This window comes from Acinetobacter halobius (assembly GCF_044130335.1).
Classification (GTDB): Bacteria; Pseudomonadota; Gammaproteobacteria; order Pseudomonadales; family Moraxellaceae; genus Acinetobacter.
The window spans coordinates 77,920-99,405 of sequence record NZ_JBIQOD010000013.1; the positions used below are offsets into that span (position 1 = coordinate 77,920).

The 21,486-nt window shown below is 42.5% G+C and carries 25 protein-coding genes and 3 tRNA genes; 23 read left to right on the plus strand and 5 right to left on the minus strand.

What is annotated here, in order from left to right:
* Positions 1-7: 7 nt before the first annotated feature.
* From ACE01U_RS12130 to ACE01U_RS12170, 9 genes are read left to right on the plus strand one after another with little or no spacing between them, the layout of a single operon-like run.
* Positions 8-649 carry a LolA family protein gene (locus ACE01U_RS12130; protein ID WP_395579569.1) on the plus strand — a complete coding sequence of 214 codons (642 nt, stop codon included), beginning with the start codon at positions 8-10 and terminating at the stop codon, positions 647-649.
* The gene (locus tag ACE01U_RS12135) at positions 624-2,948 is read left to right on the plus strand and encodes an MMPL family transporter (RefSeq protein ID WP_395579570.1); all 2,325 of its coding nucleotides are present in this window, start codon (positions 624-626) and stop codon (positions 2,946-2,948) included. The genes ACE01U_RS12130 and ACE01U_RS12135 overlap by 26 nt, the downstream gene beginning before the upstream one ends.
* A gap of 18 nt (positions 2,949-2,966) precedes the next feature.
* Positions 2,967-4,268 carry an NAD(P)/FAD-dependent oxidoreductase gene (locus tag ACE01U_RS12140; protein ID WP_395579572.1) on the plus strand — a complete coding sequence of 434 codons (1,302 nt, stop codon included), beginning with the start codon at positions 2,967-2,969 and terminating at the stop codon, positions 4,266-4,268.
* Positions 4,258-4,815, plus strand: a complete 558-nt coding sequence (locus ACE01U_RS12145; RefSeq protein ID WP_395579573.1) for a DUF3261 domain-containing protein — start codon at positions 4,258-4,260, stop codon at positions 4,813-4,815. The genes ACE01U_RS12140 and ACE01U_RS12145 overlap by 11 nt, the downstream gene beginning before the upstream one ends.
* A complete protein-coding gene (locus tag ACE01U_RS12150; protein ID WP_395579574.1) occupies positions 4,808-6,004 on the plus strand; it encodes a beta-ketoacyl-[acyl-carrier-protein] synthase family protein in 1,197 nt (398 codons plus the stop codon). Before ACE01U_RS12145 ends, ACE01U_RS12150 begins: the two co-directional genes overlap by 8 nt.
* The gene (locus ACE01U_RS12155; protein WP_291375151.1) at positions 6,001-6,438 is read left to right on the plus strand and encodes a hotdog family protein; all 438 of its coding nucleotides are present in this window, start codon (positions 6,001-6,003) and stop codon (positions 6,436-6,438) included. The genes ACE01U_RS12150 and ACE01U_RS12155 overlap by 4 nt, the downstream gene beginning before the upstream one ends.
* Positions 6,435-7,160, plus strand: a complete 726-nt coding sequence (locus ACE01U_RS12160; RefSeq protein WP_151706824.1) for a 3-ketoacyl-ACP reductase FabG2 — start codon at positions 6,435-6,437, stop codon at positions 7,158-7,160. Before ACE01U_RS12155 ends, ACE01U_RS12160 begins: the two co-directional genes overlap by 4 nt.
* Entirely contained in the window at positions 7,160-8,383 is a 1,224-nt protein-coding gene (locus ACE01U_RS12165) for a beta-ketoacyl-ACP synthase (RefSeq protein ID WP_086210671.1), read from the plus strand. Before ACE01U_RS12160 ends, ACE01U_RS12165 begins: the two co-directional genes overlap by 1 nt.
* A gap of 15 nt (positions 8,384-8,398) precedes the next feature.
* Positions 8,399-8,833, plus strand: coding sequence for an excinuclease (locus tag ACE01U_RS12170; RefSeq protein WP_086210747.1), 435 nt, complete (start codon positions 8,399-8,401; stop codon positions 8,831-8,833).
* A gap of 240 nt (positions 8,834-9,073) precedes the next feature.
* Here the strand turns inward: ACE01U_RS12170 and ACE01U_RS12175 are convergent, their stop codons facing one another.
* Complete coding sequence (locus ACE01U_RS12175; protein ID WP_395579576.1) at positions 9,074-9,541, minus strand: Lrp/AsnC family transcriptional regulator; 468 nt, start codon at positions 9,539-9,541, stop codon at positions 9,074-9,076.
* A gap of 120 nt (positions 9,542-9,661) precedes the next feature.
* On the opposite strand from ACE01U_RS12175, the gene ACE01U_RS12180 reads away from it, so the two are divergent.
* Entirely contained in the window at positions 9,662-10,528 is an 867-nt protein-coding gene (locus ACE01U_RS12180) for an EamA family transporter (RefSeq protein WP_395579586.1), read from the plus strand.
* Positions 10,529-10,599: 71 nt separating this feature from the next.
* Here ACE01U_RS12180 and ACE01U_RS12185 read toward each other — a convergent pair.
* The 3 genes from ACE01U_RS12185 to ACE01U_RS12195 form a co-directional block, all read right to left on the minus strand.
* Positions 10,600-10,675: transfer RNA gene (locus ACE01U_RS12185), tRNA-Gly, on the minus strand.
* A 38-nt stretch (positions 10,676-10,713) separates the two neighbouring features.
* A tRNA-Gly gene (locus tag ACE01U_RS12190) sits at positions 10,714-10,789 on the minus strand.
* A 41-nt stretch (positions 10,790-10,830) separates the two neighbouring features.
* Positions 10,831-10,906 (minus strand) — tRNA-Gly (locus ACE01U_RS12195).
* A gap of 220 nt (positions 10,907-11,126) precedes the next feature.
* Between ACE01U_RS12195 and ACE01U_RS12200 the strand changes: the two genes are divergently transcribed.
* The 5 genes from ACE01U_RS12200 (at position 11,127) to ACE01U_RS12220 (ending at position 13,976) form a co-directional block, all read left to right on the plus strand.
* Complete coding sequence (locus tag ACE01U_RS12200; RefSeq protein WP_086210668.1) at positions 11,127-11,435, plus strand: BolA family protein; 309 nt, start codon at positions 11,127-11,129, stop codon at positions 11,433-11,435.
* Between the two features lie 14 nt (positions 11,436-11,449).
* A complete protein-coding gene (locus tag ACE01U_RS12205) occupies positions 11,450-11,842 on the plus strand; it encodes a SirB2 family protein (RefSeq protein ID WP_086210667.1) in 393 nt (130 codons plus the stop codon).
* A gap of 85 nt (positions 11,843-11,927) precedes the next feature.
* A complete protein-coding gene (locus ACE01U_RS12210; protein ID WP_395579578.1) occupies positions 11,928-12,782 on the plus strand; it encodes a ParA family protein in 855 nt (284 codons plus the stop codon).
* Complete coding sequence (locus tag ACE01U_RS12215) at positions 12,779-13,168, plus strand: hypothetical protein (RefSeq protein ID WP_110975781.1); 390 nt, start codon at positions 12,779-12,781, stop codon at positions 13,166-13,168. Before ACE01U_RS12210 ends, ACE01U_RS12215 begins: the two co-directional genes overlap by 4 nt.
* 214 nt (positions 13,169-13,382) lie before the next feature.
* Complete coding sequence (locus ACE01U_RS12220; RefSeq protein WP_086210664.1) at positions 13,383-13,976, plus strand: LysE family translocator; 594 nt, start codon at positions 13,383-13,385, stop codon at positions 13,974-13,976.
* On the opposite strand, the gene ACE01U_RS12225 is transcribed toward ACE01U_RS12220, so the two are convergent.
* Positions 13,973-14,617, minus strand: coding sequence for a DedA family protein (locus ACE01U_RS12225; RefSeq protein WP_086210663.1), 645 nt, complete (start codon positions 14,615-14,617; stop codon positions 13,973-13,975). The two genes, ACE01U_RS12220 and ACE01U_RS12225, sit on opposite strands and share 4 nt — an antisense overlap.
* A gap of 194 nt (positions 14,618-14,811) precedes the next feature.
* On the opposite strand from ACE01U_RS12225, the gene ACE01U_RS12230 reads away from it, so the two are divergent.
* The 8 genes from ACE01U_RS12230 to ACE01U_RS12265 all read left to right on the plus strand — a co-directional run bounded on the left by ACE01U_RS12230 (position 14,812) and on the right by ACE01U_RS12265 (position 21,352).
* Positions 14,812-15,228: a DoxX family protein gene (locus ACE01U_RS12230; protein ID WP_086210662.1), complete on the plus strand. Its 417-nt coding sequence runs from the start codon at positions 14,812-14,814 to the stop codon at positions 15,226-15,228.
* A 77-nt stretch (positions 15,229-15,305) separates the two neighbouring features.
* Positions 15,306-15,671, plus strand: a complete 366-nt coding sequence (locus tag ACE01U_RS12235; RefSeq protein ID WP_395579579.1) for a NirD/YgiW/YdeI family stress tolerance protein — start codon at positions 15,306-15,308, stop codon at positions 15,669-15,671.
* Between the two features lie 144 nt (positions 15,672-15,815).
* Positions 15,816-17,384 carry a glutamine-hydrolyzing GMP synthase gene (gene guaA / locus ACE01U_RS12240; protein WP_086210961.1) on the plus strand — a complete coding sequence of 523 codons (1,569 nt, stop codon included), beginning with the start codon at positions 15,816-15,818 and terminating at the stop codon, positions 17,382-17,384.
* A 196-nt stretch (positions 17,385-17,580) separates the two neighbouring features.
* The gene (locus ACE01U_RS12245; RefSeq protein WP_119065019.1) at positions 17,581-18,255 is read left to right on the plus strand and encodes an HNH endonuclease; all 675 of its coding nucleotides are present in this window, start codon (positions 17,581-17,583) and stop codon (positions 18,253-18,255) included.
* A 260-nt stretch (positions 18,256-18,515) separates the two neighbouring features.
* Complete coding sequence (locus ACE01U_RS12250; protein ID WP_395579580.1) at positions 18,516-19,463, plus strand: pirin family protein; 948 nt, start codon at positions 18,516-18,518, stop codon at positions 19,461-19,463.
* 101 nt (positions 19,464-19,564) lie between these two features.
* Positions 19,565-19,963 carry an OsmC family protein gene (locus ACE01U_RS12255; RefSeq protein WP_086210829.1) on the plus strand — a complete coding sequence of 133 codons (399 nt, stop codon included), beginning with the start codon at positions 19,565-19,567 and terminating at the stop codon, positions 19,961-19,963.
* 130 nt (positions 19,964-20,093) lie between these two features.
* Positions 20,094-20,735, plus strand: coding sequence for a glutathione S-transferase family protein (locus ACE01U_RS12260; protein WP_110975786.1), 642 nt, complete (start codon positions 20,094-20,096; stop codon positions 20,733-20,735).
* A gap of 14 nt (positions 20,736-20,749) precedes the next feature.
* Positions 20,750-21,352, plus strand: a complete 603-nt coding sequence (locus ACE01U_RS12265) for an alpha/beta fold hydrolase (RefSeq protein WP_395579581.1) — start codon at positions 20,750-20,752, stop codon at positions 21,350-21,352.
* The last annotated feature ends 134 nt before the right edge of the window (positions 21,353-21,486 follow it).

The window sequence follows — 21,486 nt, forward strand, 5'->3', positions numbered from 1 at the left end:
TGCAAGCATGATTCGATACAAATTTTTTAAGCCGATTTTGGTTGCGTGTACAGCCAGTATGATGACACTGCTTGCTCCCACAGTGAATGCACAAAATACTGAATTGAAGCAGGTGTTTGCTCAGCTCGGTGCAACGCCTGTGGTGCGTGCCCAATTTGAGCAGCAGAAAAAACTGGCCTCTTTGAATAAAACCTATGTGTCCAAAGGCACGGTACTGTTCAGCAAAAACCAAGGCGTGCTGTGGCAGATTCAAAGTCCAGTCAAAGCCGATTTGGTGGTGACACCGCGTAAGCTGGTACAAAAGACGCAGCGCACGTCCAGTCAAATTGAAGTCGATAAGACTCCTTATGGCTCTGTAGCGACGATGTTTTTACAGTTGATGTCGGGCAATGAAGCGGCACTCGCTAAAAACTTTAATGTGGTGTCTGCCAATTACAGTCCGACGCAATGGAATGTCAGTTTGACACCGAAAAGTGGTCTATTTAAAAAGCTTTTTGTCCAAGTCGATGCGCAAGGGCAGCGTTATGTGGACCGTATTACCATTTTGGAACAAGCCAATAATCGCACCATCATTCGTTTTAGCCAGCAAACGGCTCAACCTCAAACTTTAACGGCTGCGGAAAATGCGCTTTTCCAATTGGCAAAATAAGTTTAGCGCCCTGTGGTTGTTGGTGCTGTGTGTCATTGCTTTGGCACTGGGCGTGGCTTGGCTGAATAAAGGCATCAAGATTGAGACCAATATTTTTGCTTTGTTGCCTGAAGCACATCAAGATGCTCATCTGGAACAAGCACAGCAATATGTCAGCCAGCAGTTAAATGACAAAGTTTTTGTGGTGCTGGATGCCAAAACAGATCTGCAACTCGAACAGGCAACGCAGGCACTCAAAACCCAAGCCGACCACAGTCAGCTGTTTTTACCTGTTCGTCCACAGCTTGATCCTGATCAATTTGCCCAAGCGCTCTATCTACACAAGGCGGGGTTATTATCCAAGACTGATCAGCAGATTGTGCAAGGGCAGGATACTGCTGCGTTGATGGAGCAGGGCTTATTACAACTGATGAGTCCGGGCATGCCAATCACGGCTGAAATGCTCAAGCAAGATCCTTTATTGCTGTTTCCCCGTTATGCAGTGGGTTTAAGTGCCCTACAAAGTAATGCCGATATCAATTTAGAGCAGGGCTTTGCCACGATTCGTGATGAGCAGGGCATCTCGCGCCTGATGGTGCTTCAGCTCAATAGCAGTCCCTATAACATTGCCTACCAAGAGCAGACTGCTGCATTTATTCAGAATATCAATCGGCAGCTCAACCAGTTGCAGGTTAAACCGCACTGGACAGGCACGTTATTGTTTGCACAGTTTGGCACCAATTCTGCCAAAGAGGAAATCTCGACTATTGGCGTGGGTTCGACCATCGGAATATTACTACTGGTCTGGTTTGGCTTCCGTTCGATACGCCCGATGCTGACGGAAATGGTTGCAGTCGGTACCGGCAGTCTGGTGGCCTTTGCGGTGACGTATTGGGTTTTCGGCGAAATTCACCTGATGACACTGGTCTTTGGCGCCAGTCTGATAGGGGTCTGTGTCGATTTTTCATTTTACTTTATGGCCATGCAGTCTCAGCATCGACAGGTGGATGGATTTGCAGTTTTAAAACCATTATTGCCAAGCCTATTTGTGGGTTTGATGACCACATTGTTAGCCTATGTGGTGCTGAGTTTTACCCCATTTCCGGGTTTTAAACAGATTGCGGTCTTTTCCATGGTTGGACTGAGCGCCGCATGGGTGACCAGTATTTTATTGCTGCCACGTTTGCCTGCGCTGAATGCGGAACCCGCGATACGTGCTTTGGCCTTTATTGGCAAAGCACGTAGTTATGTGCAGCGCCACAACACGCTACGTTATGGCATGATTGCACTGATTCTACTGGTGATGGGTAGTAGTCTCGCCTTGCTGAAAAGCAATGATGACATCCGTAATTTACAAAGTATGGATGCCACTTTAAAGCAGGAAGATCAATATATTCGTTCACGCTTTATGCAACAGCAAAGCAGTGAATATTTTGTGGTACAAGGTCGAACCCCAGCAGAGTTAGAGCAGCGTGAACAGCAACTGTTGGCAGAGCTTGCGCCCTTGCAACAGGCTGGAAAGCTAGATGCTGTACAAGCTTTAGGGCAGTGGATTCCATCGCCTGAGCAGCAGAAGCACAATATCGCGATGTTACAGGCGATTCCTCAGCCCGCTTTGGTGGAATATGCGCAAGCACTACAGCTCAACGCAGCCGATGTTTTAAACTGGCAAGCCCATTTAAAAGACCAGCCGTTGCTGACCGAAGCCATCTTTAAAGATCATCCTCTGCATTTTTTGCAGATGAGTCCGACACAACGTTTGGTGATGCTGCAAAATGTGCATGATGTCAAAGCCGTACAGCAGCTTGAGAATGCTGATGTACAACTGTTACGTCCCGTTCATCAACTGTCTGAATTGTTTAAACAGCACCGTGAGCAGGCACAGTGGCTATTACTCAGCGCTTTGCTGATTTTAGCCATTGGCTTAGGGACACTATATGGCAAAAAATCCATTCTGCCTTTGGTGTTGCCTGTCAGCATGGCCTTAATGACCACGTTTGCGATTCAAGCATGGCTGGGTGTCGAGATTAATTTATTCAGCATTATGGGTACCTTCCTGATCATTGGGATTGGGGTGGACTATGCGATTTTCTACCGCCACGGACATGATCATCCGCAGGTGGTGGGGATGGCTTTATTCCTGTGCATGATGTCGACGTTTTTTAGTTTTGGTTTGCTGTCCTTTAGTCATACCTATGCCATTCACAGTTTTGGCTTAACAGTGTTGCTGGGCGTTATTTTTTCATTTATTTATGCCACACTTTTTACATCCTCCGATGCAAAACATGTGGTGGTTCAACAATATCAGCCAAAGAGCTGAGTCAAAGGGTACAGTGCAATGAGCACCATGCAACAGACAGATGTTTTAATTATTGGGGCGGGACCATCAGGCAGCTCGGCTGCAGCTTTGTTGCGCCAAAAAGGTTACCAAGTCACGGTCATTGAAAAGCAATATTTTCCGCGTTTTTCCATCGGCGAGTCTTTATTGCCGCAGTGTATGGTGTTTTTAGAAGAAGCGGGTTTATTGGAAACGGTGCGTGCACATGCCGACGAATATGCCTTTCAGTTTAAAAATGGCGCGGCTTTTTTAAGAGGCAGACAGCGTAGTTTTTATGATTTCACCCAAAAATTTAGTGAAGGCCCAGGCACTACATGGCAGGTCCGACGTGCCAACTTTGACCAGCTTTTGGCACAGCAAGCCGAAAAAATGGGCGCGGACATCCGTTTTGGCCATGAAGTCTTGGCCGTCGATGTCAAATCCACACAGCCGATTTTGACGGTCAAAGATGAGCAAGGCAACAGCTACCAAATTCAAGGCAAGTTCCTCTTGGATGCCAGCGGTTTTGGTCGCATTTTGCCAAAGTTTCTCGACTTAGAAAGCCCGTCGGACTTTCCTGTGCGCCGTGCAGTCTTTACCCACATTGAAGACGGTCTATTGAATGACCCTGAGTTTGACCGTGAGAAAATTTTAATTACCGTACATGAAAAAGATCATCGTGCGTGGTATTGGCTGATTCCCTTTGCTGATGGGCGCTCTTCATTTGGCATCGTGGCGGAGCAGGATTTCTTTGAAAAATATGGTTATGACGGCAGTGCAGATTATGATTTAGAAGCTTTGCAGAAACGTATTTTGGCGGATGATGTCAGCTTGTCGCATGTGCTACGTCACGCCAAACATGATACTCCTGTCCGTACTTTGGTGGGCTACTCTGCCGATGTGAAACATTTGGCATCTGAAAACTACGCGCTACTGGGCAATGCCGGTGAGTTCCTCGATCCTGTCTTTTCTTCGGGAGTGACTATTGCTTTGAAATCGTCCAGTCTAGCCGTACCATTGGTCGAGCAAGTGCTGCAAGGTCAGGCAGTAGACTGGATGGAGCAATATGAAAAGCCACTACGTAAAGGCATTCAAGTATTTCGTGCCTATGTCGAGTCATGGTATTCGGGGGAGTTTCAGGATGTGGTGTTCTCCACTCAGCAGGATGAGAAAATCCGCCGTATGATTGCTTCCTTACTGGCAGGTTATGCGTGGGATGCAAGCAACCCGATTCATCGTAATGCCAAGCAACGCTTGAGCACTTTGGCCGAATATTGCCGAGAAGAACAACCGCAAAAAGAGTCGCTGACCGATGAAACTTAAGCTGCGTTTGAAAACTGTCAGTTGGCTTTTAGCCAGTGCTCTGCTTTGTAGTGCCTGCCAAAGCTGGATCCCCAAGGCGCAGGGACTCGCGACTCCGCAGTGGGCAGCGCAAAATTATCAACGTCAAGACCAAATCGAAGTGCAGTGGAAAACCCAGAGTTTCAGCTTTTTACTGTATCAGCAACAACGGGGACAGTCGCTTGACATGCTGGCGCTCAGCCTCACAGGACAGCAGTTGTTTAAGCTCAGTTTTGATGGTCAAAAGGTCGAAGTTGAACAGCGGATTGATCCAATGAAACGGTTGCCTTTTGATTATGTGGTGCGTGATATTCTGTATGCCACGTATCCAAATTTTGCTGCCTTACATACTGCTCAAAATGCGGTCGTGCAGAAAGACGATACCATTTATATACAGCAGCAACCCGTGTTGAAAATTCAGCACAATGAAGGAACAATTGAACTAGATAATCTGCAAGTGCCTTATCAAATGGTGATCAGCACGGTGAGCAATACTTTAGAAGATGATCAAGGTGACCATCATGACTAAAAATCTACAGCATGTTTCAGCCGTGGGGATTCAGTTCAGTGTGGCGCTGTCGGCTTTGGGGCAAAATGCCACTGAGCTTCAGCATGCCTTAACCAATACTGAAAATACTTTGTCGCAACGAGAGGATTTGATCGCGGGGCGTTCGGTTTGGGTCGGTGCATCTGATCAAGCCTTGGTTCAAGCAGTGCCTGAAAGCTTGAGCGGTGCAGATTCACGGAATCTACGCTTTGCCTTGACGGCTCTGGCACATATTGAAACTGAAATTCATGCTTATACTGCGCAGTTTGCTAAACAACGTCTTGCTGTGATTATCGGTACGTCAACCTCAGGCATCGCGGATAATGAGCCTGTATTGAAAGCGCAGTTTCAACAGCCAGCGTCAAAGTCTGTACAGCACCAAAAACAAGAAATGGGTAGTTTAGCGAAAGCCTTACAACAGTATTTGGGCTGGGAAGGGCCTGCCTATACCATTTCTACCGCTTGTTCCTCCGCAGCCAAAGCGCTGGCGGCGGGGCAACGTCTGCTGAATGCCAATTTGGCCGATGCTGTCTTAGTCGGTGGAATAGACACCTTATGCAAGCTGACCTTAAATGGCTTTGATAGTTTAGAAAGCTTATCGAGCGGAATTTGTCAGCCCTGTGGTGCCAACCGTGATGGTATTAATATTGGTGAAGCCGCAGGACTGTTTTTACTCTCCAAAGCGCCTGCCCCTGTGATGTTACTGTCGAGCGGCGAGTCAATGGATGCATGGCATATTTCAGCACCACATCCAGAAGGACGAGGGGCTGCGGAGGCGATGCAAAAAGCTTTAGATATGGCACAGCTTGAAGCAGGCGATATTGGGTATTTAAATTTGCATGGGACTTCTACACCGCAAAATGATGCGATGGAAATTAAAGCAGTGCAGACTGTTTTTGCAGATTATTCAGTTGCACTTAGCAGCACCAAACATAAAACAGGGCATTGTCTGGGGGCGGCGGGTGCAATAGAAGCCTTTATTTGCCAGCAAGTTTTATTGGATCAATCCTGGTTGCCACTGCATCATGCAGGTGAATTGGACGATGCGTTGGCTGGGCAAAATTATGTGCTTACACCGCATTTGAATACACCCATTCGCTATGCGATGAGTAATTCTTTTGCTTTTGGGGGGAGCAACATCAGTTTAATTTTCGGGACGGTTTTGTCATGATGGACGCAGTACAGTTTATTCCACATGCGAAACCGATGGTTTTTGTGAGTCATCTGATTGAAGCCAATGATACGTTTGCGATTGCAGAACTTCACATCACACCCGATTTGATGTTTTGTGAACCAGATGGCTTGCCCACATGGAGCAGTATTGAGCTGATGGCGCAGACCATTAGTGCCTATGCAGGCTATAAAGGGCAAACCAAAGGATTGCCACCGAAAATTGGCTTTTTATTGGGAACGCGTAAAATGCAGTTACCCTGTGCCTATTTTAGTTTGGGTACAACCGTGCAGATTCGGGTCGAACAAAGTTATCTGCACGAAGGTTTGGGGCAGTTTAATTGTGAAATTGAATATCAAGAACATCGGTTCAGCGCTATGTTGAGCGTATTTGAGCCTGAAAATATGAATGAAATCATTGGAAAATTAGTGTGAACAGAAGAGTTTTAGTCACGGGTTCGAGTCGTGGAATAGGTAAAGCGATCGCTTTGGAGTTGGCAAAGGCAGGCTTTGATGTCACGGTCCATGCCCGCTCAAGACAGTCTGAGGCCGAAGCAGTGGCTCAGGAGATTCAAGCGCTTGGACAGGCGAGTCATGTACTGATGTTCGATGTGAATGAGCGTGAAAAGATTGCTGACATTTTGGAGCAAGATATAGCACAGCATGGTGCTTTTTACGGTGCGGTGTTGAATGCAGGACTAACCCGTGATGGTGCTTTCCCCGCATTGACCGATGAAGACTGGGATGATGTGGTCTCGACCTCTCTGAACGGTTTTTATAATGTGCTGAAACCCCTGATGATGCCGATGATTCGCTTGAAAAAGGGCGGACGTATTGTGACCTTGTCTTCAGTATCTGGAATCATGGGGAATCGTGGTCAGGTGAACTATAGCGCTGCTAAGGCAGGCTTGATTGGAGCGACTAAAGCATTGGCACTGGAATTGGCCAAACGTAAAATTACCGTGAACTGTGTTGCTCCGGGCTTGATTGAAACCGAAATGGTGAACGAAGAAGTTAAAGAACACGCCTTGAAAATGATCCCGATGCAACGCATGGGACAGGTAGAAGAAGTCGCAAAAGCGGTGAAGTTTTTATGTAGTGATGATGCCAGTTATATCACTCGTCAAGTGATTTCAGTCAATGGAGGCTTGATCTAATGAAACGTGTTGTCGTAACAGGCATGTCTGGAATTACTTCTTTGGGTGAAACCGCAGAACAAATTTTTGAGCAGTTTGCACAAGGCAAAAGCGGTATTCGCTATATGCCTGACTGGGAAATTTATCCTGATTTACGCAGTAAATTGGCTGGCCCGGTGGAGTCATTTACTGTACCGAAGCATTTTAACCGTAAAGTAACCCGTGGCATGGGGCGTGTTGCTTTAATGTCTACGGTATGTGCTGAAAAAGCATTAGAAGATGCAGGTTTACTGCATGCGGATATCTTAAAAAGTGGTGATGCAGGTGTGGCCTTTGGTTCCTCTGCGGGCAGTGTGGATGCCGTACGTGAGTTTGGCGCCATGTTGATTGAGCACAATATGAGCCAACTGAATGCCACGACCTACATTCGTATGATGTCGCATACCAGTGCAGTCAATATGACGGTGTATTTTGGTTTAAAGGGTTTAACCCTACCAACTTCGAGTGCTTGTACTTCAGGTTCTATGGCGATTGGCCAAGCTTATGAAGCGATCAAATATGGCAAGCAAACTGTGATGATTGCAGGTGGTGCGGAAGAGCTCAGTGCAGCGGGTTCAGCCGTGTTCGATGTGCTATTGGCGACCAGTGTGCAAAATGACCATCCAGAGAAAACCCCACGTCCATTTGATGCAAGCCGAGATGGTTTGGTGGTGGGTGAAGGCGCAGGTTGTTTGATTTTAGAAGAGTATGAACATGCGCAAGCACGTGGGGCGACCATTTATGCCGAGATTGTGGGGTATGGCAGCAATACCGATGGTCAGCATGTGACCCGACCTGATTCTGAAATGATGGGCCGTTGTATGCAGTTGGCACTCAAAGATGCACAGCTTACAGCCGAAGATATTGATTATGTTAATGCGCATGGTACCTCGACCGATCAGGGGGATATTGCTGAATCACAAGCGACTGCGCGGATCTTAGGCAAAAAACCGATTAGCTCATTAAAAAGTTATTTTGGGCATACGCTTGGGGCGTGTGGCGCCATTGAAGCATGGCTCAGTATTGAAATGATGCGACGCAACCAATTGGTGCCGACTTTAAATTTAGATCAGATTGACAGCGCCTGCGGTGATCTGGATTATGTGGTATCGGGCATGCGTTCAGCAGAAACGCAAACCATGATGAGCAATAATTTTGCTTTTGGAGGGATTAATACCTCCTTAATTTTTAAACGTTTCAAATAAGATGAGGGAAAAATGATGTCTTTTAAAAAAGCTTTTGCAGTAACAGTATTGTCTTTATGTGGGATTGCATCGGCTCAAGCAGCTGACCAAATGCATGATTTCAATTTCCAAGAAGCCGTAAACCGTGCTGTCGCTGATGGGGTGTTGGATGGTTCAGTCAAGTTTTATTTAGCGGGCACTAAGTCAGGTGGCAAGGTCATTCAAAAAGGCTTAGTGACCAATAAAAAAACCAATGGTTTTGCTAAATCGGCAGAAAGTTCATGTGATCATGTGCTACGTTCTGCGTTGATTCAGTTCCAAAATACGGCAAAAGCAAAAGGTGCAAATGCCGTGACCAATTTGGTGAGTTTCTATAAGTCCAACGAAACACGTAGCACCACGACTTACCAATGTGCGAAAGGTACGGCATTAGCAGGGGTGGCGTTAAAAGGTGACTTAGTAAAGTTCTAATGTGATTGATGGGCTGGGTCTTTCTATAAACAAGAGAAAGGCTCGGCTTGATATAAAATAATCATGGTTTTATCGCTCAAGTCAGCGGTTTTCATGAGTGGTTAGGCTCAGTGGCTTTATCTTGTTTAAACAGTAAGTGTGAAGCATGAATAATGATGAAAAGCTGTTGTAGTGCATTCAACCCTAGTGTTTACCTCATAACATATTAATATTAAATAATAAAATATACTGCACTAATTTTTAGAAACATAAATCTAAATTTACTTTAACTCGATCCAGAACAATTAAGGTTCTGTACGTCTTTACATCAATATTATCTGCAAAGTGTTTTCTTACTAATACTTCAAAATGAGATAAATTATTTGAAATCATTATAATGATGAACGAAACTCCTCCATTTACGAAATAGCATTGCTGAATTTCATCTACAGATGAAAAATATTGTTTGGATCTGTCCATAACGATAGACCTATCTTCACTTAACCTAACTTCAATAATAGACGTAATTCTTTCACCAAATTTTTTTGGATTTAAGACAGCGCAGTTTCGCTCAATAATTTTTTCATCTTCCATTTTTGCTATACGTCTTTGTACCGATGCTGGAGATAAGCCAATAGCATCAGCAATTTCACGATGAGATGTTTTATTGTTTTGTTGTAGAACTCGGAGGATAGAATAATCAAAATTATCTAAAGAAATTTCCTTCATAATTAAATGCATCAAATTTAGTCAAATTATGAGTAATTTACTCGAATAGATATCGAAATTACAGCTTTTTACCTGACTTGTCTGAACTAAAATTTCTTCATCAAATAACAGATGAAAAAAATGATCCTTGTTCATTCTAAGTATGAAGTCGCTTTACTTGCAGCCTTTCTGTCTTTAATTTCTGTACAGATTGGTGCAGCAATTGCAAAAACAATCTTCCCTATTTTAGGCGCAGAAAGCGTAGCTCTAATGAGGCTAGGTTTATCAACTATTTTATTATGGATCATGTTTAGGCCTTGGAAAGGGTTGAATCCAAATGTGTATTGGAAAGATTTAATTTGCTATGGAATCATCATGAGTTTAATGAATCTTCTAATTTATAAAGCCTTTTCATATTTATCTGTAGGTATTGCCATTTCTATAGAAGTATTAGGACCTTTAGCCATTGCTATTTTTATGTCTAGACACAAACTAGATTTGATTTGGGGAGGATTAGCGCTTATTGGATTAGTTTTATTTCCTTTCGGGAAAGTAGCGAATAATTTTAGTTATATTGGAATGTTATATGCGCTTGGTGCGGCAGTATGTTGGGGACTATATATTATTTATGGTGCAAAAGTTGCACTGGGTGGCAAAAATTCTGTCGCTTTAGGAATGGCTATCGCTGCATTATGTGCAAGTCCATTTGGAATTTGGAACATTAGCGTTATTTTTGAATCTCGTTGGATTTTTCTACTTTGCTTTTTAGTGTCACTGCTTTCTAGCACAATTCCATTTCTGTTAGATATTTTTGCAATGAATACGTTATCTCCAAAAATTTTTGGCATCTTATTAAGTGTCTCTCCTATCATAAGTGCTTTAGCTGGATGGATAATTTTAGGTGAAAAATTAAGTAATTATCAGTTGATCGGTATCACTATAATTATGGTGTCCTGTATAGGGTGTTTTTTCTGCTCTTATAAAAAATCTAAGCCCCATCTAATCTAAAATTTCTTATATGCAGTGCTCCATGTGCCAATAAAAAAGCCCCCATCTTTCGATGAGGGCTTTTTTGAATCTGGAGCGGGAAACGAGACTCGAACTCGCGACCCCAACCTTGGCAAGGTTGTGCTCTACCAACTGAGCTATTCCCGCGTATTGAGCAGTTTTATAAAAACTTACACTAAAAAATTTGGAGCGGGAAACGAGACTCGAACTCGCGACCCCAACCTTGGCAAGGTTGTGCTCTACCAACTGAGCTATTCCCGCGTATTGAGCAGTTTTTACGAAAACTTACCCTGAAAAAAATTTGGAGCGGGAAACGAGACTCGAACTCGCGACCCCAACCTTGGCAAGGTTGTGCTCTACCAACTGAGCTATTCCCGCATAGCGCTGTATGATACAGCAAGCAAGTTCAGGGTCAATAGCTTTATGAAAAAGCTGAGTTTAATTGCATAAAATAAAGCCAGTTTAATGCAGTCTGTTCCGACTTTTTGATTTTTTACCGCTGAAAAGTAAAGTCATGGTTCGGATGATGATCGTTTTAACCGTCGCATAGCAGCAAGGAACAGGTATACTCTCAGAATAATCATTTTTGGAGACAGGCATGAGCTTAGAGCAGCAATTAATTGAGCGCTTACAGCAGTTTTCCCCATCCCATTTAGAAGTGGTGAATGAATCTTCGGGGCATGGTGGATATTTCCCCGGTAAGGAATCACATTTTAAAGTGATTGTGGTGAGTGAAGCCTTTGCTGGTCTGCGTTTGGTACAGCGGCATCAAAAAATTTATGCCGTAGCAGGCGATTTACTCAGTCCTGGAAAAATTCATGCTTTAGCTATTCATGCTTTTCTACCAGAAGAGTGGGAAGGGCAAGACACTTCTAGCCCAAACTGTGCACATGCACCGAAAAGCTAAACAGAGGCTTGCGAATGGAAACACAATTACTGATTAAAATTGTACATATGAGTGCGGTGAGTATTGCATGCATAATTATTTTGGCACGTGCGATGACCTTGTTTAAAGGGGTTCAGGGTAACCAGCCTAATCCTACAGGTCGTATCGCTTTTGTTGCATTTCAGCATTTGAGTATGACTATGATTGTACTCACAGGCATCATCTTATTGGTGATGAAAAACTTTGAAGTGCAAACATGGTTCTATGCCAAAGTGGTTTTATTTTTAGTCATACTGTCTTCTTTATCTAAAGCCTATAAAAAGGATGACACAATTTTATTAGCACAGCGCCGTGCAGGCTTATTTCTCGCTGTAGTGTCGATGGTTTCGATTATTGGTTTAGTCATGATTAAACCAAACTTTGGCTAATTGTTAGACATAATGTTCGGCACGAAACCTGTTCTGCGCTACACTGCTAGATAAGGTGGAAAAATAACAAGATGAAGGGGATTTTATGCATACACGTGTGGTATTTAATCAAAAAGGTGGTGTAGGCAAGTCCAGTATTGCTGTGAATTTGGCTGCTATCAGTGCGCATCAAGGTCTAAAAACATTATTGATTGATCTCGATCCACAAGCGAATTCGAGTCAGTATGTGTTGGGCGATGATGCAACCTATACTGCGGATAAGCCTGCTTTAGAGCCAAATATTGAGAACTATTTTGAAGAAGTTCTGGGTGCTACACAAAATAAAAGCTTGCTCGGCAATGCGATTGGTTCGATCCTGAAAGGACGTGCCAAAGGCTTAGAAAGCTATGTACATCAGTCTCCTTTTAAAAATCTTGATGTGATTCCTGCCAGCCCAAATTTGGGTGCCTTGGCCCATGCATTAGAATCCAAACATAAAATTTATAAATTGCGTGATGCCTTACAACAACTGGTTGGGAAGTACGACCGAGTTTATATTGATACACCACCAGCCTTTAATTTCTTTACCTTATCGGCATTGATTGCGGCCAATAAAGTTCTAATTCCGTTTGACTGTGATGTTTTCTCTAAACGAGCACTACAAACCTTGATTGAAAATGTACTTGAAACCCAAGATGATCATAATGACCATTTGGAAATTGAGGGCATCGTGGTCAATCAATACCAAGCACAGGCTAAACTGCCGCGTGAAGTGGTGCAACAGTTGAAAGATGAAGGTCTACCTGTTTTAGAAAGTATGTTACCGCCATCGGTGATGATGAAAGAGTCACATCATAAAAATTTACCGTTGATTCATTTGGCGCATGATCATAAATTGACGCTGGCCTATCAATCATTGTTCAATGAGATTGAGAATAATAAACTGCGAGATTCAGCATGAAAAATATCTTAGTTGCTTTTTTAGCGGGCAGTACGTTGTTATTAGGTGCGTGTGCCACAACGGTTAAACCAACCTATGTTTCTCCTACACAGTACCAAGCGCTGAACTGCCAACAGCTACAGGCAGAGTATAATCGTATTCAACAACATTTAGATGAAGGTGTACCGACTGAAAAACGCACGGGTATGGGTGTAGGTGTGGGGCTGGGTGGTGGTTGGAGTCATGGTGGCGGCTGGGGCTTTGGTCCAAGTATTTCGCTCAATATGGGACAATCTTCGAATACTAAAAAGACCGAAATTTCAAGGCTTTTGGGCCAACAAGAAGCCATAGTACAAGCTGCAAAGTTTAAGGGTTGTACGATTACTGTCCAAAATAAGACAAATTAAACACGGATAGATTCATTCTGCTGAAGTGTTTGTATCTTTAGCAGAATGAAAATTTTAGCAAAATGTTTCAAAAATAATCACAATAAAACAACGTCTTATTATTTTTTAAGGTCACTTTTCAGTAAGTAGGTTCTGTCTTTTTGTCTGCCTTGACTTGAGGAAACTGCTCTTTTTCGGCTAAATTGCGCATCTTGAATACTGTTGTTGGATGTCTATGATTGAGAGTTGGCTGTTTGTATTGGCAATGATTGCTGTCCTGATGATTCCGGGACCAACCAATGCTTTACTCGCAAGCTCTGCACATCAGCAAGGTCTGGCGAAAACCAGTGCGCTTGTGCCTGCAGAACTGTTCGGGTATTTCTATGCCATCAACTTATGGGCATTGTTAATTCATTTGAGTACCCCTATCTGGCCATATCTGATTGATATTTTGCATATTATTAGCGCAGGTTACGTATTTTGGCTGGCCTTTCACTTATGGAAAAGCTCACATTTAGAAAAACATAATCAACGTTTTACCTCGATTCGACCAATGCAGTTGTTTTTTTCAACTTTGAAAAACCCAAAAGCTGTACTGTTTGCTGCAGGTATTTTTCCTTATGAAACATGGGATAATCCGACGAATTTTTTATGGGTCTTTATTGTATTTAGCTTAGTTTTATTACCTACGGCTTTGTTTTGGATGTCATTTGGTCGTGCCATTTTATCGGGTGAGTCCAAGCAAATAAAAGCCGATCTCTTGTACAAAGGATCGGCCATGTTATTGGTGGTATGTATGTTCCCTGTGATTTTACGCTTTTTTGCCTAAGCGCGAGTGGTTGATTTTTTCTTCCATTTCGCCCGAATAAAACCAATGATTCCAGGTAAGACACTAATAATAATGATGCCGAAAATCAGATGCGTGAAATTGTCTTTGACCACAGGCACATTGCCAAAAATATAGCCTAAAGTAATGAATGAACCAATCCAGCAGAATGCACCAATCAGGTTATAAGACAGGAAAAATTTGTAGTCCATTTTTCCTGCGCCTGCCACAAAAGGTGCAAAGGTGCGCGCAAAGGGAATAAAACGTGCAAAAATAATGGTTTTACCACCATGTTTTTCAAAGAATTTTTGTGTATTTATCAGGTGTTGTTTATTAATAAAACGTGACTCGATTTCAAAAACACGCGGCCCAATATAACGACCAATATGATAGTTCAATGTATCGCCCAGTACGGCTGCGACAAAAAGTAAAATACCGAGGAACCATGGATTCATTGCACCCGTTGATGCAGCTAAGGCACCTGCGGCAAACAATAAGCTATCGCCGGGTAGAAAGGGCATGACCACCAAGCCTGTTTCCACAAAGATGATGAGAAACAAAATTGCATAAATCCAAACCCCATAGTTGGTGATAAACTCGAGCAGATGGTCATCGACATGTAATATAAAATCAATCAGTTCCATGGGGCACAATTAAACAGAAGAGTGCAGAAATCCTAGCAGTCTCATTGTCAGAAGTCAGTATTAAAACGTAAATAAATTCGGCTATTATTGTTCTCTATTCGGAACGATGCATAATGAAAATGCATATTTATTCTAAAAACAGAGATTATTAAGATAGCTACAACTTCAAATAAAACGTATTTAAAGGTGTAAAAATGTTTAATCCAAATGTTGTGGTCAAAAATATTGTCAATCAACCCAATACCGATGCTGTTTTAGCTTTAATTGCACGTGTGCTGATGGCTTATATTTTCCTTGTCGCAGGTTGGGGGAAAATTACAGCTTATAGTGCAACTGTAGGGTATATGGAGTCTATGGGCGTTCCCGGAGCGCTATTACCATTAACTATTTTGGTTGAGTTTGGTGGTGGCTTAGCGTTGCTGTTTGGATTCCAAGCGCGTTTTGCTGCGTTTGGTTTGGGTCTATTTAGTGTGATTACCGCTTTTATCTTTCATGATGGCACACAAGACAGTATTAATTTTATGAAAAACTTTGCCATGGCAGGAGGTTTGTTTTTTCTGATGCTACATGGTGCAGGAAAAATGAGCCTAGATCATCTGATTGAAAAATAATTCAAAATGAAAAGCAGCATTTACGATGCTGCTTTTTTTATTTTGATTAATAGCAATAAGACATGAGGAAAAATAATATGAAAAATCTTCTAAAAATTGCGCTTTGTATGAGCAGTTTAAGTCTAGCTGTAGGCGCATGGGCAAATGATGAGCATATCATCATACAAAAAGCGGCAAACAATCACGTCACTGTTTCAGCCATTGCAAATCTCAAAGATGAAACGGCGGTCACTTTAAAAGGCACACTGTTGAAACATCTCAATGAAGATCATTATGAGTTCAGCGATGGTACAGGGGTTATTTTGCTGGATATTGATGATGATTTATGGAAAGTATCCAATATTAAAGCAGGCGATAAAGTACAGGTGGTCGGTGAGGTCGACACACATCGTTATAAACCGACCGATATTGAAGTTGTTAAAATAGAGAAAATTTCGCAATAAACATAGCACATAATTGCGTGCTTTTTTGTTTAAACACCACCAAATGTTGGCCTTGCATAAAGCTTGTCCGAATTATGTGCGTTATGTGTGGAAAAATGCTAGAATACGGCGCTTATATTCGTTTGCCTTTCATAGTTGTTTGTCATGACTACCAATACTCAAATTACTGAAGATCGTATCCTTATTTTGGATTTCGGTTCTCAATATAGCCAGCTTATTGCACGCCGCGTACGTGAAGCTGGTGTATATTCTGAAATGTATGCTTTTGATATGTCTGAAGAAGACATTCGTGCATTTAATCCAAACGGTATCATCTTGTCAGGTGGTCCTGAGAGCGTACACGAAGAGGGCAGCCCACGTGCGCCAGAAGTTGTGTTCAACTTAGGTGTACCAGTTTTGGGTATTTGCTATGGCTTACAAACCATGTCGGCACAACTTGGCGGTAAAGTTGAGCCAGGGACAGTACATGAATTCGGTTATGCCGAAGTAAACATCCAAGTTCGTGACAAGTTGATTGGTGATCTTGAGGACACCAAAGACCAGCTTAAAGTATGGATGAGTCATGGCGACAAAGTGACGGCGATTCCTGAAGGTTTCCAAATTACTGCAAGCACGCCAAGCTGCCCAGTGGCGATGGTTTCTGATGAAACACGTCGTTTCTACGGTATTCAGTTCCACCCAGAAGTAACGCACACTGCAAAAGGTGCAGAGTTATTGTCTAACTTTGTACACAGCATTTGTGGCTGTCGTAGTCTGTGGAACTCTGAAAACATTATCGACCTGCGTGTTGAACAACTACGTCAACAAATTGGCGATCAGAAAGTTCTTTTAGGTTTGTCGGGTGGTGTGGATTCATCCGTTGTTGCGGCACTTTTACACCGAGCAATTGGCGATCAATTGACTTGCGTATTTGTAGACAATGGTTTGCTTCGTTTAAACGAAGGCGAGCAAGTGATGGACATGTTTGCGAAAAACATGGGTATCCGTGTGATTCGTGCCGATGCTGAAGAGCGTTTCTTGACTGCACTTGCGGGTGAAGTTGATCCTGAGAAAAAACGTAAAATCATTGGTCGTGAGTTCATTGAAGTTTTTGCTGAAGAAGCGCGTAAACTTGATGGTGTAAACTTCCTTGCACAAGGGACGATTTACCCAGACGTGATCGAATCTGCTGCAACCAAAAATGGTAAAGCACATGTGATTAAATCTCACCACAATGTGGGCGGTTTACCAGATGACTTGGCTTTTGAATTGGTTGAGCCAATCCGTGATTTGTTTAAAGATGAAGTACGTCGTTTAGGTACAACTTTAGGCTTACCGCATGAAATGCTATATCGTCATCCATTCCCAGGTCCAGGTTTGGGTGTGCGTATTTTGGGTGAAGTGAAGAAAGAATATGCAGACATTTTACGTCTTGCAGATGACATCTTCATGCAAGAGCTTCGTGCAAGTGGTTGGTATGATAAAACTGCACAAGCTTTTGCAGTATTCCAGCCCGTAAAATCTGTAGGTGTCGTAGGTGATGGTCGTCGTTATGCATGGGTGATTGCACTTCGTGCAGTAGAAACTGTAGACTTTATGACAGCACGTTTTGCACATCTTCCTTATGATCTTGTCGATAAAATCTCAACGCGTATCATGAACGAAATCAAAGATGTTTCTCGTGTTGTGTATGACGTGTCGTCTAAGCCACCAGCAACGATTGAATGGGAGTAAAATCGGGGTTTTAAAATGCAACGCATTTTACCGATTTTACGCCAAAGGCTACGCCTGCGTCAGTGAGGGCTTTCAAGAAGAGAAGCTTCTTGCCTAAATTACGCCAAGAGCTATGCTCGCGGCAGTGAATGAGAAATTACTCTTTGAAAAGGACGCTTAGGCGTCCTTTTTTATATAACGAGGTAGGGAGAGAGGGATGAATTTTTATCATTGGTTAATACAGAATAAGAATCTTTCAAAGGCTACAGCTTTAAAATATGATTTAGTTATAAAAAATAGAATTAATGAGTGGTTACCTAGTTATGAGTTACCTCAAAACAGCATTGAGTTTGAAGCATTAAAGCAGACAATTTTTACTTTAGATATCTATCAAGATAGAAACCGAGTGGGGAATAATATGTATTCTTCTGCATTGAAGCATTATGGTGACTTCTTAAAAGAAATTGATGTTAATGATGAGTCAATATTTACGGAAAAACAAATATTTACAACAGATGCTGAGCGTTTAGTTAAAGTCAGACTGATTCAAAATAAGTTCAGGAAAAAGCTTTTTGATTTTTATCCCTATTGTGCAGTCACAGGCTTTAGTCATAGTAGATTGTTAATTGCATCCCATATTAAGCCTTGGGCAAAGTGTGATGGAAATGAAAAAGTAGATGTTTATAATGGATTCTTATTGTCTCCAAATTTTGACCGTCTATTTGATCAAGGATTTATTACTTTTCTTGACACGGGGATAGTTCAGATTTCGAAAAAGCTCAATGAGATTGATAAAGAGTTCTTTTCTATTCCAACACATTTAAAATTGCACTTGGATGTAAAACATCTGCCTTATCTACACTATCATCAGAATGAAATTTATATGGGATAGGCATGAAAATTGAGAAATTTGTATATTTCATTTATCAAAAGGGCTTACACAATAATATTTTTCTTATTTTCAGGTGGTCGTAATCTTTAAAAAATAAAGATGTAACAACATTTTTACATCCACGCATTGCCTTTTACTTAAGTTTTGAAAATACAAGATATTGTCCCATGTTTAAGAATCAGCATTCTATTTTTAGGGATGTGCAGTTGGGAATCTGCTTGTTATGATCTAGGACATATGGATCTGTAATGAGTAAGCACATGACGAATAATAATTATACTGAACTTTCGCATTCGGATGACTGTGAAAAATACGTAAATCAATTCATTCAAGAGTTTCCACTGAGAAGTGCTGAAATCGGCCAAGGGACGGTCATCAAGCGTGCACTACCAAGTCGCCATAAACGAATGATTGGCGCATGGTGTTTCTTAGATCACGCTGGCCCTGTAACTTTCCCACAAGGGGACGGTTTAGATGTTGGCCCACATCCACATATTGGTTTGCAAACTTTTACATGGATGATTGAAGGCACCATGATGCATACCGATAGTTTGGGTAGCAAACAGCTGATTCGTCCAAAACAGGTCAACCTAATGACCGCAGGACATGGGATTTCCCATACAGAAGTCGCACCAGATACAGAAACCAAAATGCATGCGGCACAATTATGGATAGCATTGCCCGATGCACAAATTGCTGTTGAACCACGTTTCGATCACTATTCAGAACTGCCTGTGGTGGAAAAAGATGGGGTGGAGTTTACTGTTTTGGTTGGAGAGTTTTTAAATACCACCTCACCTGTGAGTGTTTATACCGAACTGTTAGGAGTAGATTTAAGCGCAGCAGAAAGCACCAAAACCCGTTTAACACTCAATCCTAACTTTGAATATGGCTTTATGGCTTTAGAAGGAACGGCTACGGTCAATGGGCACGAACTGACAGAAGACAATATGGTGGTGCTTGAGCAGGGCGTAAGTGCGATTGAAATTGAAATTCATGCGGGTAGTCGCTTGTTACTGTTAGGTGGTGAGCCGTTTGAAAGTCCAATTCTACTGTGGTGGAATTTTGTTGGTCGTACTCAAGAAGAATTGAAAATTGCACGTGATCAGTGGATTGCACAAGATGAACGTTTTGGCTCAATTCCAGACTATGAAGGCCCGCGTTTGGAAGCACCAGCATTTCCAGACCAAATGCGCGCTTCAAAATAAGAGGAATACTGCGAAAAATCGTTCAACAACAGCATAGGTGGACAGTTTCAGTACGTGAAACCTATTCAAAAAAGATAAATGAAAAATAGGATAATAAAAAAATGGCAATCATTGCGAATGCAGAAGTGAAAACATGCGTCGAAGCATGGTCTGGTGAAGTAAGTAGTGGGCGACATCAATTCATTACCGATAAACCAGCGTCTTTTGGCGGTCAGGACAAAGGCCCTGCACCTTATGACTTTATTTGTACAGGCTTGATTTCCTGCACCATGATTACCCTACGGATGTATGCGCAGCACAAAGGGATCGAGTGGGGGGCTTTTAGTGTCGAAGCAGACTTTAATGCCAACAAAGAAGGCCGAGAATGGATTAGTCGTCGTTTGTCGTTTGAGCAAACATTGACAGAAGAAGCGCGTCAAAAAATCTTAGATATCTGTCAAAAAACACCAGTCACTAAAACCCTATTACGTTCTGTTGAGATTGAAACCTCAATTGTTTAACTTACTTGGCTGTTTTTAGAGGCAGTAAAGGATTTTGTACGACTGCAGATTCATGTACATCTACAGGTGCAAAATCCAAATTTTCGCGTAAAGTGAGTGCTAGATTTCAATTAAAACAAAAGGCAAAACAATGATCACTCTGCACCATTTGGAACATTCACGTTCTTTACGCATTTTATGGGCTTTGGAAGAGTTAGGGTTGGAGTATGAGGTGAAGTTTTATAAACGGCTGCCGACTTATGCTGCGCCACCTGAGTTAAAAGACATTCATCCCTTAGGCAAAGCCCCCGTTTTGACTGATGGTGATTTGGTCATAGCAGAATCTGCGGTGATTTTAGAATATCTGCAAGCCACTTACGATACGGCGCATAGGTTTAAACCGCAAAATCCAAAGGACTTAATGCAATACAACTACTGGATGCATTATGCCGAAGGGTCGTTGATGCCCTATTTGGTCATGACCTTGGTGATGACCAATGTACCGAAACATGTTCCCTTTCTAATTAAGCCGATTGCCAATAAAATTTGTGATGGGGTGAAAGGCGGCTTTATTAATCCACGCTTGAAAGAGCACAGTGCATATTTGGAAAATTATTTATCTCAACATGAATATTTTGCAGGTGATTTTTCCTTTGCCGATATTCAAATGAGCTTTCCTGTGGTGGCGATGCAAGAGCGAGTCAAAGCCCATAATCCTCAAATGGTTGCTTATGCACAGCGTATTCAGCAGCGCCCAGCCTTTAAAAAAGCCAAAGAGCTCAGTGGATTCTAGTGGATGGTGATGGTTTGAACCTGATTTTTTTGCCCGGTGCATCGGGCAATACGGCATTTTGGCAACCTGTCATACAGCGCCTCCCACAGGACAATTCAAGCATGGTCGTCGCTTATCCGAGCTTTGGTGGCTATCCGGATGATGTGAATGTGCAGAGTTTTGAGGGCTTACAAGACGATGTATTGAATCAAATCCAACAGCCTTCTGTAGTCATTGCACAATCCATGGGCGGCATTTTTGCAGTGCAAGCTGCCTTACAAAAACCTGAGCAGGTACAGGCTTTGGTACTTGTGGCAACCTCAGGCGGTATTGATTTAAGTCCTTTTCAGGTGGCGGATTGGAGAGAGGATTATCAACAGAACTTTACTGTTCCCGATTGGTTTGTTCAGCATCAGTCTGATTTGACGGACAGTCTGGAGCGTATCCAGTGCCCAGTTCTGCTGATTTGGGGCGATGCAGATCCGATTAGTCCTGTTGTAGTGGGGCAGGCCTTACACCGTCAAATACTACATGCTGAATTGTATATCGTGTCACAGGGGCAACATGATTTGGCTTATGTACATGCGGAGCATGTTGCGCAATTGATTCAGCGTTTTCTCACCAAACTCAGGGTATAAAAAAGGATGCCTCGGCACACTGCTGTCCCACAATTATTCCAAGAAGAACCTCAATTGAGGTTCTTCTTGTTTTCGCCACTTCTTATCGGGTAAAAATAATGCCTTGAGATACTTCCTTTCAAATAAATTCACCT